The sequence below is a fragment of the Photobacterium galatheae genome, from assembly GCF_000695255.1.
GTDB lineage: Bacteria > Pseudomonadota > Gammaproteobacteria > Enterobacterales > Vibrionaceae > Photobacterium > Photobacterium galatheae.
This window is the reverse complement of the sequence record NZ_JMIB01000031.1, coordinates 24,422-39,653: the sequence shown is the minus strand read 5'-3', so window position 1 is coordinate 39,653 and position 15,232 is coordinate 24,422. Positions and strand designations below refer to the sequence as shown.

Here is a 15,232-nt window from a genome sequence, read left to right as displayed (position 1 = left end):
ATTGATATAAAACAAAGTGAATATTGATCTGAGTCCATATTTTCAACGACCTTTTGCGTAACAATGGCTGTTCAATAACGTATAGGAGCCGGATCGATGAAAGCCGCTGTTGTGAATGAATTCAAAGGGAAGCTGGAAATCAAAGATATCCCTGTCCCTGCTGTGAAACCTCGTGATGTGCTGGTGAAAATCCATGCCTGTGGTGTGTGTCATACCGATTTGCATGCCTGTCATGGTGACTGGCCGGTGAAGCCGAAAATGCCACTGGTGCCGGGTCATGAAGGGGTGGGCGAAATTGTTCAGGTGGGCAGTGAGATTCATCACCTCAAGATTGGCGATCGTGTGGGTGTGCCTTGGTTGTACTCAGCGTGCGGTCATTGTGAATACTGTCTGTCCGGACGGGAAACGTTGTGTCTGGATCAGCACAATGCCGGTTACTCTGTTGATGGCGGTTACGCCGAATATTGTCTGGCCCATGGCGAGTATGTTGTGAAGATCCCGGAAGGGTTATCTTATGTCGACGCTGCGCCCTTGTTCTGCGCCGGTGTCACGACTTATAAAGCACTGAAAGTGACCGAGGTGAAACCGGGTCAGTGGGTGGCCGTGATTGGTGTGGGCGGGCTGGGTCATCTGGCCGTGCAATATGCCAAAGCGATGGGCATGAATGTGATCGCTGTGGATACCGGTGTTGAGAAAATGGCGCTGGCAAAAGAGTTAGGTGCTGAGCATTGCATCGATTTCATGAAAGAAAAACCATCGGAAGCCATTCATCGTCTGGTAGGCGGCGTGCATGGCGTGGTGTGTACGGCGGTGTCTAAGCCAGCCTTTGAAGAAGCGTACCGTTCTGTACGCCGTGGTGGCAGCTGCGTGCTGGTTGGTTTGCCACCGGATGAAATGCCGATTCCGATTTTTGATACCGTGCTGAACGGAATTAAAGTGATTGGTTCGATTGTCGGCACCCGGCAAGATCTGCAGGAATGTCTGCAATTTGCCGCTGAAGGGAAAGTCAGAGCCATCATTGAAGTGAAAGCACTGGAAGAGATTAACGATATCTTTGATGACATGATGAAAGGGGAGATCACGGGCCGAATCGTGATGAATCTGGAACCCTGAGTCAGTCGCTGTTTTGAGTTGAGTTTATATCCCCCTCAGGTGAAAGCCGAGGGGGATTTTTATTTCTGGGCCGTTTTAGCGGGTCAGTTGAAAGATAATGATGCCGATTACATCAAATTTTTTTGGTGGAATTATGAATTTCACCCTCTGAAATCCCAACCTATGTTCCATTTAGAAATGGATTCAACCACACTCCGTTGCATAGTTGCAGATATGAGCTTGGTGCAACTTGTCGACTCATTCCGAATCGATGTACGTCTGACGTGCGCCTGATGGAACGCATCAGGCGCAGACGGTGATTTGTCTCGAATGTAAAACCGTTCAATGTCAAAGTGCTAGGTGAAAAAATGAAAAGGAACATTCAAGTCGCAATGCTGACCATTATGGCCAGCACGTTAACGGCCTGCTGGGATGATGATAACGATGATCCCTCTGGATCCGCCAAAACGGCAATGATCCGAACAGAAGTGCTGGCCGTGAATGACGAGAATTGCGCCACAGGTGGCGTCCGGATTATCGCGGGGTATGACGACAATCAAAACGCTCAGCTGGACGCAGCAGAGTATGTCTCTTCCAAGTACATCTGTAATAACGGGCAGCAAAGCACAGATGGTGAGGGAAGTGCCATTTTTGATCAGGCGTTGGTGGGGATTGCCTTTATTGCCAAGGATGATGTGAACTGTCCGGCAGGTGGCCAGAAAATATTTCTTGGGGTTGATAAAAATACCAACAGCGTGCTCGACAGCGATGAAGTGACAGAGACTCAGATATTATGCAGCGATGGCTCTCTGAATGCGCCGGAATCTGTGATTAACGCGCTGACCGCTTCTCCATCAACGATTGTAACCAATGGCAACTCAGTCCTGGAAGCAACCATTACGAATCCGTCTGCGGTGGATGCGATTGTCTGGCAAGATGAAGCCGGTAAGCCACTGCAACCCAGAAGTCAGAATGAGCAGAACATTCTGGACCTTCAGGCCGGGAGTGAGTTAGGGCAGTTTACCTATCGTGTCTCGATCGAGAAAAAAGACAGTGCCGGCAAACAGGTGTTGCAAACGAAGTCGGTGACCATCACGGTGAGTCAGGCGCCTTCGGCAACACAAACCGTTTCACTGGAGAGCCGTCAGGTTTTCCTGCCGGATGACTTTACCATGTCACCGGTGACAGGCGATATCACAGGCACTGTGATTTACGGGGATCCGAAAACAGCGTCGGTGAAATCGCTGATGCGGATGGCTGCCATTCCAACGCCGGAAAGCACGGAGCTGGTGGGCTTTGTGGCGGAACGTGGTGCGCTGAATCAGGGAACAACAGCAGCGCAGATTCTGCAAACCATGGTGAATGCGGTCAGTAACAACTTGCCGTCGGCCGGTGATCGGATCGATCAGTTTTCGCAAACCATTCTGGAGGGCGGAGATGTTTCAGCGAGCTACAATATCACGCTCATCAGCAGTATGCTGCCGACGAATCTGCTGCAAATTCTGCTTCAGCAAATGGCGGTGAACCAGATTGGCGGTGCGACGGATACCTTAACACCGGCTTCCACTGAAGTCGCTGCGATGCAATTTCAGTTAGATATTGTCGTGAGTTATCTGCAGCCAACGGATAGCCTGATTATCACGGCGACGCTGGTCGATAAAAATAACGTAGACCTTTATGCTGATGTTATCAGTGCCACGACCTCTGAAAATATCAGTGCCGCATTGGGTAGTACGCTGGAATTACAGGCTGACTGGTTCCGCGCCGTAGAGCAAACAACCTCGAAAGCGGATTTTTTGTTCGTGATTGATAACTCAGGCAGTATGTCAGATGAACAGAATAAGCTGAGCAGCATGACTCAGAGTTTTATCAATACCATTGGTGCCTCCGGGATTGATTTTAAAGTGGGCACCATCACCACAGATACAGATGTACTCCGAGGTGTGGGTTTTACGCATGATGCCAGTCAGATTGAGACGGATTTCATTCCGGGAACAAGCGGTAGCGCGACCGAAAGAGGGATCTGGTTTGCAGAGAAGTCGCTGGATCCGGTCAACGGTACGGTAACGCTGGCGGGTTATCCACGCACCGGAGCGTCGATGTCGGTGATTATTGTCAGTGATGAGCCAAGCCAGTACGGAAGCACACCGCAGCCGTTTGATCCCAGCCAGAACCTGTTTGTCGATAATGGCTACCGTGTTTACGCCATTGTGAAACCCGGCGATGCAAGTCGCAGTCAATATGATGACTTAGCGGTAGCAACGTTGGGGAAAGTACTGAATATCGATCAGATATCCGAATATGACAGTTTCATGAATACAGTCGCCAATAACGCCGGGGCAACCAGTGCGGGGTATAAGTTGTCGTTGGCTGCGACCCATCAGATCCTGTCGTCATCACTGTCGGTGAAAGTCGATGGGGTTGATGTACCGAGAAGTACCGTTGACGGCTGGCAGTATTATCCTTTATCGCAATCTGTTGTGTTTACAGGGGCTGCGATTCCACCGGTTGGCGCACAAATTTATATCGCTTATCAGTACGTACAAACGACGCCTTAACTGTCGTATTTTCAGCTGGTTTCACATGCAGAAGCCAGCTGAAATGTGATGGCTTTGTATCAGGACATCTGAAGTGTCCGGAAAGGTCACTTTTTTCTTATTGCCTACTTGTCTTCATGCCGTTTCATGCTATTTTCTCGCGACCAACGACTAATTGGAGTTATGACAATGCCAAAGGCGAGTGAGATTAAAAAGTCTGCAGCCATTGAACACGAAGGTAAGGTTTACTTTGTTAAGGAAATTAGCAAGTTAACCCCAAGCGGCCGCGCTGGAAGCAGCCTGTACCGGATGCGTATGTATGACGTGGCGACGAACGCGAAAGCGGACGTGAGCTTCAAGGCTGATGACATCATCATGCTGGCCGATTTCAGCCGCCATCCTGCGTCTTTCTCTTACATTGACGGCGAAGAGTACATCTTCATGGATAATGAAGATTACACGCCGTATCACTTCAATAAAGAGGTGATTGAAGAAGAGTTGCTGTTCATCACCGAAGAGATTCAGGGCCTGCATGTGCTGGTTGTAAATGGTGCACCGGTTGCGCTGGAACTGCCGTCCACCGTTGATCTGGAAATCGTGGAAACCGATCCGTCGATTAAAGGTGCCTCTGCCAGCGCACGGACCAAGCCTGCTGTCCTGAGTACAGGTCTGACGGTTCAGGTGCCGGAGTACATCGCCAATGGTGATCGTATCCGTGTGAACACGCTGGAACATAAATACATGAACCGTGTAGAGAAGTAATGTGTTTTGTTTGAACACTTTTCTGCATGACTGAATCGACGGCTGCTCATTGAGCGGCCGTTTTTTTACTCGCGGGAATTCCAGAAGACGGCGCTGACGTATGCAACCTGGCTTACACTGAACATACCCGCTCAACAGAAAGGTCGGTCGATGAAAAGGATGTTTCTGAGTCTCATCACATGCTGCATGCTACAAGGATGCGCCGGTTACGTGGGAGGCGATCTGGAAGACGTGATTGTGGATCGCTACGTGGATGGCTGCGGGGATACGCCATCCAGCTATCAGATGAAAGTCTCGATCGATACGGGTCAAGACGGTGGCGATGATAATATTGCCGGTACGATTTCTCTGTATACCCTGGGATTATTCCCGACCTACTGGCTCTCACATGTCGAGAGTAAAGTGACCATCGAACATCAGGGAAAAACGCTCTATACCCGGGAAGATACCAGCCGGATTCATAAATTCTACGGGATCTTGTGGATGATTTTTTTGCCGGAAAGCATCAATTCACTACGCGCTGACGAAGGGGGCGGCATCCGGGTGGTCGAAGGAATCCGGGAAAAAGCCGTCGCCAAAACGCTTCTGGAATTGCCTGATTCAGTCGATGCCGACCAGCTGTGCGTGACTTACCTCAATATTTAGTTTCAAGTGGCAGCCGTGAAGACTTCGAATTGTCTGGATAAGTTGATGGTGTTGTCATCGTCACAAGGCATTGCTTGTGGCTTTGGGTGAATCTTTGGCAAACTCGTTATAATTGAATCAGGTAGGATGATTTCAGCGAGCGCTAAGGATTTGCATGAAACTGAATTGTGATATGGGTGAAAGCTTCGGCTCCTGGCAAATGGGAGATGATGAAGCCGTGATGCCCTGGATTGATATGGCGAATATTGCCTGCGGCTTTCATGCCTCAGATCCCGACATTATGTCGGAGACGGTTGCCTGTGCCATTGCGCACAAGGTCGTGATTGGTGCGCACCCCGGTTATGACGACAAACCCGGATTTGGCCGACGCAGCATTCCCCACAGCCCTGCCGCTATTCGCCATTTGGTGGCTTATCAGACCGGTGCACTGGAGGCGATTTGCCAGTTGCATGGTGGCCATGTTGCCTATGTGAAGCCACATGGTGCACTTTACCATGACCTCATGGGGCAACCGGTGGTGCTGGAAGCGATTCTGACTGCTATGGCGGCGATGAACCGCCAGCGAGATATCCCCCTGAGCCTGATGGTGCTGTCAAAAAGGGATAACAGTGTCATTGAAGCCATGGCGCGGCAACATCAGGTCAATTTGCTGTTTGAAGCCTTTGCAGACCGTGCTTACGATGAGCAGGGCAATCTGGTGGCACGAAGCCAGCCCGGCGCGGTGCATCATGACCACCACAAAATTTTGCAACAGGCACTGGAACTGGCATCCGGACAGGTGACAACATTGAGTGGCCAAATATTGCAATTGCAGGCGGATACTTTGTGCGTCCATGGTGACAATCCGGAATCAATTGCCACGATTGCCGACATCAGAAAGGCGATGACCATATGATTCGATTTGATTCCGTTTCAGAAACCTGCCTGATGGTCCAGCTGTCTGATGAGATCGATCTCAGCCTGACCCCGTTCATTGCCCGGCTTGCGAGCCAGGTTGAAGCTGACTTTTCGAATCAGCTCATCGACATTGTGCCGGCTTATACCTCCATTCTGATTCATTTTCACCCGGATAAAGTGACCGAACGATTGCTGAGAGAGCGAATTCAGCTGTGTTATGACACCTGGCAGGCGAAGCCCCTGTTGACGCATCCGGGGGGGAAACTCATCGAATTACCTGTCTATTACCATCCTGACGTCGGGCCGGATCTGGTGCCGTTGGCGGATGAAAAAGGTTTGAGTGTTGACGAGGTGGTTGCGCTGCACTGTGGGCAGACATACACCGTCTGTGCGATCGGGTTTGCGCCGGGTTTTGCGTTTTTAGCCAGCGTGGACGAAGCCATTGCGACGCCGCGTCATGCAGAACCCCGACTCAGTGTCGCGCCCGGCAGTGTCGGTATCGCCAATCAGCAAACCGCTGTATATCCGTCGCAGTCTCCCGGCGGCTGGCAAATTATCGGCAATTGTCCAAAGCCACTGTTCAACCCGGAACAGGCGCCGATGACACCGTTTCAGGTTGGAGATCAGGTCCGTTTTCAACCCGTTGACCGAACCACTTTTCAGTCTCTCGGAGGGGAAATATGGCCACACTGGAAGTAATGCGCCCCGGTGCACTCACCCTGGTACAAGATACTGGCCGGCTGGGCGTTGCCCGGCAGGGCCTCAGTCAGGGCGGTGCGGCGGATATGCATGCCTATTGCTGGGCTAATTATCTGCTGGGAAACCCGATGGACTGCGCTCAGCTGGAAATTACGGTGGGTCAGGCCAGTTTTAGGGCGCATGCAGATATTGAATGTGCGCTCACCGGTGCGGAAATGCAGGCCAGTCTGGATGGCGAACCGGTCGACAGTTGGGCAACGTTTGTCATGCGCAAGGGACAGACCCTGCAACTGGGTTATGCCCGCAGCGGGTTGCGTGCTTATCTGGCGATTCAGGGGGGCATTGATGTGCCCCGGATCTTAGACAGTCGTGCCACGGTGATCCGGAATCAGATTGGCGGTGTGCAGGGCAGGGCGTTAGCCCTGGGGGATCAATTACCCATTCGTCCGAGTCTGATTCGTCACCGCCCTCGATATGTACCGTCTCGTTTTATTCCCGATTATGACAGTCCGGCTGAACTGCATTTACTGATGTCGTCTCAGTGGGATTTATTCCCGCCCGATGCCCGCAATCAGTTCTTCGACAATCACTACCATGTGTTGCCTGAAAGTGACCGAATGGGCTGTCGGCTGGAAGGCAATGCGATACTGGGGGGGCCGGCGGGCATTGTTTCTGAAGGGATCGCACTGGGGGCGGTGCAGATCCCACCCAACGGGCAACCGATAGTTTTGCTGAACGACCGACAGACCCTCGGGGGGTATCCTAAATTGGGCTGTGTGGCCCGGATTGATTTGCCCAGACTGGCGCAAGCGCGCCCGGGTAAAGACATCCGATTTCTTCGTGGCGATTTGGTATCATTGCGCAAAGCATGGCAACGTTTCTCGCACTTTTTCGGCTTGCCCTATTAGGGTTTGCCATATTTAGGTTGGCCATCGTCAGAGGGGTATATTCATGCGGGTTGTAGGTCTTTTGTGGAGGATTCGATGTACATCTTTGGTTACGGTAGTTTAATTAATCGCGCATCGCGTCAGCGGACAGGCCAGACCGGTCAGGCTGTTCCCGCTGTTGTGGAAGGGCTGGAGCGCCATTGGGGGAAAGTGGATGGGACTTACAGCATTTCACCGTTGGTGGCCATGCCCGGGGAAGGGCGTTGTAATGGTGTGCTGGTACGCGTCGAAGAACAGGCATTGATGCATTTTGATCACAGGGAACGGGGATATACCCGCATCGAGGTTGATCCCGGACAGATCACTCAGCGTGACATTCTGCAATTTGATGCGCCGGTCTGGGTTTATGTCAAAGCGAATCCGGCACCGCCGTGCCAGCATAACCCGATTATGCAAACGTATGTCGATACGGTGCTGGCTGGATGTTTGTCGATTTCAGACGCTTTTGCCCGGACGTTTATTGAAACTACTTCAGGGTGGCACCACCCATTGGAAAACGACCGTGAGGCACCAAAGTATGGGAATCTGGCTGGTGTTGAAGCCGCACACCTCCCCATGATTGACCGCCTGATCCACCCGGTGAGGGTTCATGGCTAAACCCAATAAAAAAGGCCCGGAAAAAACGGTCGAGATCTATTGCAGTCAGTGCCGGACCCTGCTGTTGAAGTATCGGAAAGGGGGGAAGGGGGCTTTGGTCAAGTGTTTCAAGGAACGCATCGTCAAAGATCACACGGTGGTCCCTTGTCATTGCCCCGGCTGTGAGCAGCCGTTTGCCAGAGAGGCGCTTATTCGAGGCACGCCGGCATTGAAAATCATGGGCGGAAAAGCGTTTCAGAAATAAGTCTCAGGGGGCAATGGCGCTTGATTTGGCCGTCATCTCACTGAGATTATGGGTGAAGTAGCTCTGAGGGCAGACTTCACGCTTGTTGCGCAGAACGGCTTTTAAATCAAGAATTTTTCGCTTATAGGTGCCACGGACCAGTTGGTAGTCCAGCTCGGGCGCAAACCACAAATTCACTTCCCGGTCGGGCTTTTTGATTTGTTCGACCCGAATGGTTTTCACTTTGCCGTAGTTGGTATTCAGGGTTTCTTCTCCGGCAACGCTGAAGTAGTAATGGCTGACATCGTCGGACTCCTGCATTTTGAAATCAAACGTTTTTTTGCCCTGAATCAGATTCAGGCGCATCTGGCTGGCCACCGCTTCCACATCCAGTAACGGCAGATCACCGCTGTTAAAACTCAGCTTCTCACCGTCATTGACGATATCGGAGCGGGTACCATCCTGATTAAACTGGCCGCGAGTTCTGCCATCGATTAAACCTGAAATACTACGATTGAAGGATTGCGTGATGAAAGAGTTTTTCATCTCCGACCAAACCAGGCGGGTTTGCTGTTCAAAATTCGTTTTAACAACCAGCGCAGAGAGTTTACTGCGGGATCGGATATCGACCTGCTGATTGTTTTCCCAGCTCAGCTTCCGCTCAAAAAAGCCGATTTTATGGCTGCCATAGAAAAGGTCATAGGTCATCGTTTTGACACACTGGTGCCATTCCACGGGTGGGGATGCAACTGCAGCAGACGACGCCATACTGAACGTCAGGAAAGCAGACACTATCAAACGACTCACAAAACCTCCCAGAGTCTGAATGTGACCAATCAACTGGCCACATGATTAACTTAGCAGATAGAACTATTTTTGTTATCCATAGCTGAGACAATCATTCCGTCGGATGAGTTCCGGCTACCTGACTGTGAGTGACGGAAACGTCCAGTTTTCTATGCTTTGTGGTCTGAAAAACCCAGAGCAGTATCATGGCTGATGTATGAAGTTTTTATGTCAGGGTAATGCCAGTAAATTCAGCCGCTTAAATGAATCTTCATTTGAAACCGTCCCCTTTCCGAGACAACCGGAAAGGCTAATTACTTGAAAAGTGGTTTGTTCCTTTTCTTGGTGGTAGCAAATCAATATGACAATGAGATGTCGAAAATTTGACGCTTTTGAGGTCCGAACCTATGTTTTATGAGCCCTTGCGGCATGTATCAGAAGCAAAGTGAGCGAAAAAAGTGCGGGAGGACAGGATGAAGAAGGCAAACGGTGCCTATCGGCTGCAAATTATTAAGGAGGTTGCGACCCGAAAACGGCTTGAAGGCAGCGATGATCCTATGGCGAACCATATTTATCAGTTATTGGAATCCAGAGCGCATGTGACTGACCATGGTGACAATCACTTATTCAGTGGCAATCATTTTGATGAGCAGACAGGTGGCTGGGTCAGCAATTTCTGGAGTGCGAAATAAAATCAACCTGAAAAACGGACCTGAAAAAACGGATCAGATTCATGCTATCAGCGGTTGGTGATGGGAAGGCATCGTCGACCTTGCTACGGGCATGAGGTTCTGTGAATACATTGATCCCGAATTTTCCGGTTGAACGCACGAAATCAGTGAGAATGACGTGTCGGGGTCAGTCCTGTCAGGGCTGCCCCTTGTCGTTCAGTCTTCTATCCAGTGCTATGTTCAGTTTCATGCTGTTGCTGTATTTTTCAGCGAAATTCTCCGGACAAAATTCGGCCCTTTCTGGCATCGCATCGTTATCTGCGGTACATTTCCCGGTCTCATTGTTTTCCGAATTTGATCATGCACTATATTGATATCAACGCTTATTCCCGCAAGTGGATTTTTACCCACGCTTCTATGCCTGTTCCGGCTGAGGATCTGGCTCAAATTAAACCGTTGACTCAGGCGCGCTCGGCGATTCTGTGGCGAGAGCATATTAGTGCGCAAAGCCCGGATGCCGATCATTTCGGAAGTGGTGACTGGCCGAATCAGGATAAAAACTGGATTGAATCCGTCGACTGGCAAAACGCTTGGGATGGGGATGATCCAGCCTTGCCGGAAGCATTAGCTGAGTTTCTGTGCTGGGAAGACAACACACCGGTTTATTTCTGTTATGAGAAATACAACCTGATTGAAACCACCTGGGCGGTGTTCCGGCGTCACTGGAAGAATTTTTTATTTTTCGATGATGGCCCGTTGCTGATTGCGAAAAAGAAAACGCAGGCAGTCTGGTTTCAGTCAGACGGAACCTGTCAGTTCGGCCATCGTGAGTAAGTAACAGTCAAAGTCAGAAACAGCGTCAGGACGGCTGGTGAACGGCCTGGTTTTCCATGAGAGCGCTGATTGTGTCACTGCCCAGATGCAGGTTCTCTTGATTGGAATGAACCGAACCGCCGGAGCAAAGCAGGGGCTGATCGAGGGGTTGGCCCAGTACCAGGAACAGTCGCGCTCCCTTTCGGCTGGTTTTGATATGGATAGGCAGCGTTGAGGGATTCAGGATGCCCATCTGCTGCGGATACAGCTGATTGGCACCAATATAGACAGACCCTGAGCGCAGATACACAAAACCGACCTGCTGCTGTACATCCGGTTCCCAGTACCAGCCGCCATAAGGGGCAATCATAATATCCAGATAGGTGACAGGAATGCTGGATGTCAGTGGGCTGGTGGCATCTTTATACTGGCCGATTAACACTTTTGTGGTGGCGTCCATTTCTTCGACCAACGGCAAATTGTCGGTACTGACGTACTGACTGGCGGCATCAGCCATCTCTTGATCACCGGCCGGGAGCGCGGTCCAGAGCGCGAAGGATTCAGCGCGCCCACCCAGTGGTTGCATGGTGTCTTTATGAATCACTCCCCGGCCCGATGTCATTACCTGGACATCACCTGTTCGCATCGTGACAGAACAACCACAGGAATCGGTATGGTGTAAGGTGCCAGTGACAGGGTAACTAAAGGCTTCAATCCCTGAATGCCCGTGGTAATCGAGCCCGGTTTCTTCTTTAATTCCGTTGGCATCAAAGTGATCCCAGAGGACAAATGGGTTCAGTTCAGAATTGAGTTCGGTCAGATTATCGTGATAAATGTAGGCTGTCATGGGGCCGGATTTCCGACCGTAGCGGATTTTATTAATCGTTCTTGTCGCTTTCATGATCGCACCACTGAAATCTGTACTACTGGTGAATAGAGCTTAGTTCATACAAGCTTTAAACGACTATTCGAACCCCTTTGTTTTCTTAAATTGACAGCAATTTTACCTTCCTTGAGTCAGTTCACATTTGCCAGCGAACATGGTTAATGCTGGCGTCCAGATCCAGTTGCCGGAAAAGGCGCAGCCAGCGTTTCTGATTCGCCTGAAGCGTGTCCCCGGGACCTTTGACTTCTACCCATTTGATGTTGCCTTGTTTGAACATCACCAAATCTGGCTGACCACTGCGATTGTGGCGCGGATCGAATAACAGACGAGACAAGATTGCGTAAAGCTGTTCCCCGGTTAAACACTGCACCGTTTGCCTGATTAAATCCGGGGACAGAAGCGACCAGTTGACCCAGTCATTACTGAGGCCGGATTTTTGTTCAAAGACAGTTAGCCAATCGTGCCAGCGTGCTGAACGAATGGCTTCAAGCCGGGCTGATAATTGCGGCTGTCGGCGTTCACAGAATTCACTGTGGTACATATCCCGAGGGGCCCGCTGAAACGGGTTCAGAAACGCACCCGGGACGGGTGCAAAGATAATGTCCCAGAAAGCCAGACCAAATAAACCGCAAAGCAGGGCATTTTCCGTGTAATAGACGTGCCAGCCCTGTTGCTGATAATGTTCAGCGACAGCCAGCTCAACACGCTGACCGGTGGCGGGCAGGGTCAGGGTGTCTTCGGTGAAACAGTCTTTGGCGGGAGGCTCATAGGGTAACGCCAAAGTGCGTCGAAGTTTGATGTTCAGTCGTTGTCCGACTTCCCGTTCTTCCTCATTGTAAGGCAAGCGTTGCATGGTTTCGCTGAGGGCCAGTGCGGTCTGGTGACGGTTCAACCGGTCCAGAATGCGCACTTGTCGCTCCCGGCTGGGCGGCAATGTACTTTGCCGGTACAGGTATAGGGCAAGATCGTCACGGCCCTGGCGTTCCAGATCCCGCCCGATTCGGTTCAGCAGCCTTTGCCGGCGTCTTTCCAGCGGCTGCCAGTGGAGGGTCTTCGGGAGGTTTCGGGCAAATTGCTCCCGTGTGATGTTTTCTCTGCCGTTCTGACTGTTTTTGTGACCGAAACTGTCTTCATACTGTCGGGCAAGCGCTTCCAGCGACAACCATTGCAAGATGTGATGCCGTTGTTGAAACAGTCGGGTCGATGTGTCTGTTTGATAGCACTCAAATTGGTGCAGACCCAGATCGGCCAGCACAAACTGGCTTAAATCCTGATGCTGATTTCCGAAAAATAACAGCAGAAATGTGTTGAGGTGCGCCTGATGTTCAACATGAACAATCGTTTCCTGTAGGGATAACATGGAAAGATTTGCACTCAGCAGCGCTTCGATCAGTTCGGGTTTACGCGCTTGTTTTAATGCGCTGTTTTTGGCCCATAATTCAGGATAGGCTTTGGCATGATATTGGCTGAGCAACTCAGGTTTAGTGAACAGAGACAGTAATTCGGGCATTGGCCAGTCTGCCCGGTTGATTGTGATAAAACCACATGCATCCAGCGCTTGAACCGCAAGATGCATTGGGCTGATTTCAGCATAATGAAGTTTGCTGATGCGGAAGAACTGGCCTTTGCGAGACAGCAGCCGAATATAAAGCAGCCTCGCGCTGACGGGCAAATCATGGTAGGTGGCAACCCAGTGTCGTTCAGACTGGCTGAGCAAATCCCGGTACTGCTGGTGGACGGTGTCTAACAGTAGCTCGAAATTCTCTCGGTAGTATTCGGTTGCAAGAACCGCAGGGGGGCTTTGGGTCATCTTTGTCTCACCGACCATCAGAGATTGATGTATTGTGGGAATTTCTCACGCAGCCGTAAAGCGTCAGTACGCGCTGCAGGCAAATGAAATTACCATAGCATCACACACTAAGCCTTTTTTCATGGTGGCATATGTCGCACATTGTTAAAATCTTTCACGGTAATTGTTATATAGCAAAGGTTTCCAGTGATCAGAGAGCGTGATCCTTATCCGTATGCCCCTGTATGCTTCTTCGTTCTGACGTTGTTTCTGTTCGGCATGGTCTTGATGCCTCGTGTTGCAAGTGCGACAGAGGAAAATACTGAGAACATCCCTCGTCCAGTGATCTCACAGCCTGAGCAGCCGACGGATTTGGTGGGGGCAGCCTGCGTCATTCGATACGGCAAGAAGATGATTATGGTTTCAGAGGTGATCTCGCAGAAGCTGTCGATACCCGGCGGTTATATTGATAACCGGGATACGGCAAGCCTGACGGCTCAGCGAGAAGCCAAAGAAGAAACCGGGCTGGATGTCGATGTGGTTCAATTGCTTCAGTATCGCGACAGAGCTGCAATTTTTGCCTGTGTGGCGAAACAGCCCATTCTGGTAGCTGACCGTTCTGACAGCTATCAACGTCATAAAGTTGCATCCTGGCAAGCACAGCACTTTGGCTCCGAGATCAAGAATGTCTACCTGATGTCTCCTTTGACACTGGCGGAGGGGGAATACCGTTATCCGGGGGACATGATCTATCTCTATCAGTGGATGCAGGCAACCCCTGAAAGTGAGGTCGTTTTTTTCAGTGATATCCGTTCGCAAGCAAACGGATTGCATCAGGCGGAATTGCCTGTGATACAGAAGTTTCAGGCCTGGGGAAAAGCTTTACCGGATACCGCCAGAGTGATGTTTGACAGCCTGATGTGGTTGTTTAATTTACCGGGAGAGTATTGGTTTGTCTTCCTGCTGATTGTGGTGGTTGCCTCCCTTCTGGGTCCGGGCGCGATGTTACAACTGGTCGCCGCCGCGATTGTGACCATTTTGCTCTCAACCTGGCTGAAGAATGTATTGCATTCACCGAGACCTTTTTACCTGATCCCGGATCTGCAAAATGGTGAAGCATACGGCTATGGTTTTCCGAGTGGTCACACTTTGCTGGCCACTGTGATTTGGGGGATGCTGTGGCTGAAATTTTGTGTGGGCAAATCCTGGCATCATGGCAAAGTGGGTTTGCTCACTTTGTCGATTCTGGTGCTGGGGCAAGCAACGGCGCGAGTCTGGTACGGGGTTCATTTTATCAGTGATACGCTGGCTGCCATGCTGATTGGGGTTCTGCTGCTGGTTTCTTTTTCCCGTCTGATCACGCCGGAAACAATTCGCGGTAAGTCGATCTGGCTGGGGATTACAGTGCTGACCGGCGTTGCTGCCGGTTTGACGCAACTCCCGCAACATACTTACCTGTTTGCAATTTCTCTGGGGGTTTTTCTCAGCCTGGATGCTTTGCCGAAACGAAGTCTGAATCTGTCGGTGATACGTCATTTCTGCGTGGCGATTTGCCTGTTGCTGGGGGCCGGTGGGATCGCTTATTTTTCAGCGGTGCTGGCAAATGCCTGTTCAGTGAGCCCGATTATTTTAAGCCTGCGTGCCGCAGGTGCGTTCCTGCTGGCACTCTGGGTGGTTGCCGGATCTTCCATCATGCTAAGACTTCTGGCTGAGCCGGAATCGAAGCCGTAAGCGGCGTTTTTCAGGGGCTGAGTTCTGAAAGGTTCTCGGCTCCTAATGCTTTGTTTCATGTCCTGAGTGCGGTAAAGTGAAGGCAAACGATTATATCAATAAGGCCTGTCAGGCTAACAGAGAATGGAGCCAGTGGAATTAGGCGAGCCCTAGACTG

The 15,232-nt window shown here is 50.9% G+C and carries 15 protein-coding genes; 12 read left to right on the top strand and 3 right to left on the bottom strand.

Annotation, left to right across the window (positions count from 1 at the left end; all coding sequences use genetic code 11):
• Positions 1 to 96: 96 nt before the first annotated feature.
• The 9 genes from adhP (at position 97) to EA58_RS15745 (ending at position 8,420) form a co-directional block, all read left to right on the top strand.
• On the top strand, positions 97 to 1,113 hold the full coding sequence (gene adhP / locus EA58_RS15790) for an alcohol dehydrogenase AdhP (RefSeq protein WP_036754909.1): 1,017 nt from the start codon (positions 97 to 99) through the stop codon (positions 1,111 to 1,113).
• A gap of 347 nt (positions 1,114 to 1,460) precedes the next feature.
• Positions 1,461 to 3,650, top strand: coding sequence for a vWA domain-containing protein (locus EA58_RS15780; protein ID WP_152548076.1), 2,190 nt, complete (start codon positions 1,461 to 1,463; stop codon positions 3,648 to 3,650).
• A 168-nt stretch (positions 3,651 to 3,818) separates the two neighbouring features.
• A complete protein-coding gene (gene efpL / locus EA58_RS15775) occupies positions 3,819 to 4,391 on the top strand; it encodes an elongation factor P-like protein EfpL (RefSeq protein ID WP_036754903.1) in 573 nt (190 codons plus the stop codon).
• A 150-nt stretch (positions 4,392 to 4,541) separates the two neighbouring features.
• A complete protein-coding gene (locus EA58_RS15770) occupies positions 4,542 to 5,036 on the top strand; it encodes a hypothetical protein (protein WP_152548075.1) in 495 nt (164 codons plus the stop codon).
• 154 nt (positions 5,037 to 5,190) lie between these two features.
• Positions 5,191 to 5,931: a 5-oxoprolinase subunit PxpA gene (locus EA58_RS15765; RefSeq protein ID WP_036754897.1), complete on the top strand. Its 741-nt coding sequence runs from the start codon at positions 5,191 to 5,193 to the stop codon at positions 5,929 to 5,931.
• On the top strand, positions 5,928 to 6,632 hold the full coding sequence (pxpB, locus tag EA58_RS15760) for a 5-oxoprolinase subunit PxpB (protein WP_036754894.1): 705 nt from the start codon (positions 5,928 to 5,930) through the stop codon (positions 6,630 to 6,632). Before EA58_RS15765 ends, pxpB begins: the two co-directional genes overlap by 4 nt.
• Entirely contained in the window at positions 6,614 to 7,540 is a 927-nt protein-coding gene (locus EA58_RS15755; protein ID WP_036754891.1) for a 5-oxoprolinase subunit C family protein, read from the top strand. The genes pxpB and EA58_RS15755 overlap by 19 nt, the downstream gene beginning before the upstream one ends.
• A gap of 75 nt (positions 7,541 to 7,615) precedes the next feature.
• Positions 7,616 to 8,176 (top strand): gamma-glutamylcyclotransferase family protein, encoded by a 561-nt coding sequence (locus EA58_RS15750; protein ID WP_036754888.1) that lies wholly within the window; start codon positions 7,616 to 7,618, stop codon positions 8,174 to 8,176.
• Positions 8,169 to 8,420: a hypothetical protein gene (locus EA58_RS15745; protein ID WP_036754885.1), complete on the top strand. Its 252-nt coding sequence runs from the start codon at positions 8,169 to 8,171 to the stop codon at positions 8,418 to 8,420. Before EA58_RS15750 ends, EA58_RS15745 begins: the two co-directional genes overlap by 8 nt.
• A 3-nt stretch (positions 8,421 to 8,423) precedes the next feature.
• On the opposite strand, the gene EA58_RS15740 is transcribed toward EA58_RS15745, so the two are convergent.
• Positions 8,424 to 9,206: a DUF3108 domain-containing protein gene (locus EA58_RS15740; RefSeq protein WP_152548074.1), complete on the bottom strand. Its 783-nt coding sequence runs from the start codon at positions 9,204 to 9,206 to the stop codon at positions 8,424 to 8,426.
• Positions 9,207 to 9,658: 452 nt separating this feature from the next.
• Here EA58_RS15740 and EA58_RS15735 point away from each other — a divergent pair, with 452 nt between their 5' ends.
• Together EA58_RS15735 and EA58_RS15730 are read left to right on the top strand one after the other, a co-directional pair.
• Positions 9,659 to 9,877 (top strand): hypothetical protein, encoded by a 219-nt coding sequence (locus tag EA58_RS15735; protein WP_036754883.1) that lies wholly within the window; start codon positions 9,659 to 9,661, stop codon positions 9,875 to 9,877.
• Between the two features lie 339 nt (positions 9,878 to 10,216).
• Positions 10,217 to 10,690, top strand: coding sequence for a DUF2947 domain-containing protein (locus EA58_RS15730; protein ID WP_036754881.1), 474 nt, complete (start codon positions 10,217 to 10,219; stop codon positions 10,688 to 10,690).
• 25 nt (positions 10,691 to 10,715) lie between these two features.
• Here EA58_RS15730 and EA58_RS15725 read toward each other — a convergent pair whose 3' ends face one another.
• Positions 10,716 to 11,570, bottom strand: a complete 855-nt coding sequence (locus EA58_RS15725; RefSeq protein WP_235199629.1) for a pirin family protein — start codon at positions 11,568 to 11,570, stop codon at positions 10,716 to 10,718.
• A gap of 121 nt (positions 11,571 to 11,691) precedes the next feature.
• On the bottom strand, positions 11,692 to 13,365 hold the full coding sequence (locus tag EA58_RS15720) for a VRR-NUC domain-containing protein (RefSeq protein ID WP_036754992.1): 1,674 nt from the start codon (positions 13,363 to 13,365) through the stop codon (positions 11,692 to 11,694).
• Positions 13,366 to 13,551: 186 nt separating this feature from the next.
• Here EA58_RS15720 and EA58_RS15715 point away from each other — a divergent pair, with 186 nt between their 5' ends.
• On the top strand, positions 13,552 to 15,075 hold the full coding sequence (locus tag EA58_RS15715; RefSeq protein ID WP_051642145.1) for a phosphatase PAP2 family protein: 1,524 nt from the start codon (positions 13,552 to 13,554) through the stop codon (positions 15,073 to 15,075).
• The last annotated feature ends 157 nt before the right edge of the window (positions 15,076 to 15,232 follow it).

Bases quoted from the DNA above. Each gene is read 5' to 3' on its own strand.
- adhP (WP_036754909.1), top strand. From the start codon at position 97: ATGAAAGCCGCTGTTGTGAATGAATTCAAAGGGAAGCTGGAAATCAAA.
- EA58_RS15780 (WP_152548076.1), top strand. From the start codon at position 1,461: ATGAAAAGGAACATTCAAGTCGCAATGCTGACCATTATGGCCAGCACG.
- efpL (WP_036754903.1), top strand. From the start codon at position 3,819: ATGCCAAAGGCGAGTGAGATTAAAAAGTCTGCAGCCATTGAACACGAA.
- EA58_RS15770 (WP_152548075.1), top strand. From the start codon at position 4,542: ATGAAAAGGATGTTTCTGAGTCTCATCACATGCTGCATGCTACAAGGA.
- EA58_RS15765 (WP_036754897.1), top strand. From the start codon at position 5,191: ATGAAACTGAATTGTGATATGGGTGAAAGCTTCGGCTCCTGGCAAATG.
- pxpB (WP_036754894.1), top strand. From the start codon at position 5,928: ATGATTCGATTTGATTCCGTTTCAGAAACCTGCCTGATGGTCCAGCTG.
- EA58_RS15755 (WP_036754891.1), top strand. From the start codon at position 6,614: ATGGCCACACTGGAAGTAATGCGCCCCGGTGCACTCACCCTGGTACAA.
- EA58_RS15750 (WP_036754888.1), top strand. From the start codon at position 7,616: ATGTACATCTTTGGTTACGGTAGTTTAATTAATCGCGCATCGCGTCAG.
- EA58_RS15745 (WP_036754885.1), top strand. From the start codon at position 8,169: ATGGCTAAACCCAATAAAAAAGGCCCGGAAAAAACGGTCGAGATCTAT.
- EA58_RS15735 (WP_036754883.1), top strand. From the start codon at position 9,659: ATGAAGAAGGCAAACGGTGCCTATCGGCTGCAAATTATTAAGGAGGTT.
- EA58_RS15730 (WP_036754881.1), top strand. From the start codon at position 10,217: ATGCACTATATTGATATCAACGCTTATTCCCGCAAGTGGATTTTTACC.
- EA58_RS15725 (WP_235199629.1), bottom strand. From the start codon at position 11,570: ATGAAAGCGACAAGAACGATTAATAAAATCCGCTACGGTCGGAAATCC.
- EA58_RS15720 (WP_036754992.1), bottom strand. From the start codon at position 13,365: ATGACCCAAAGCCCCCCTGCGGTTCTTGCAACCGAATACTACCGAGAG.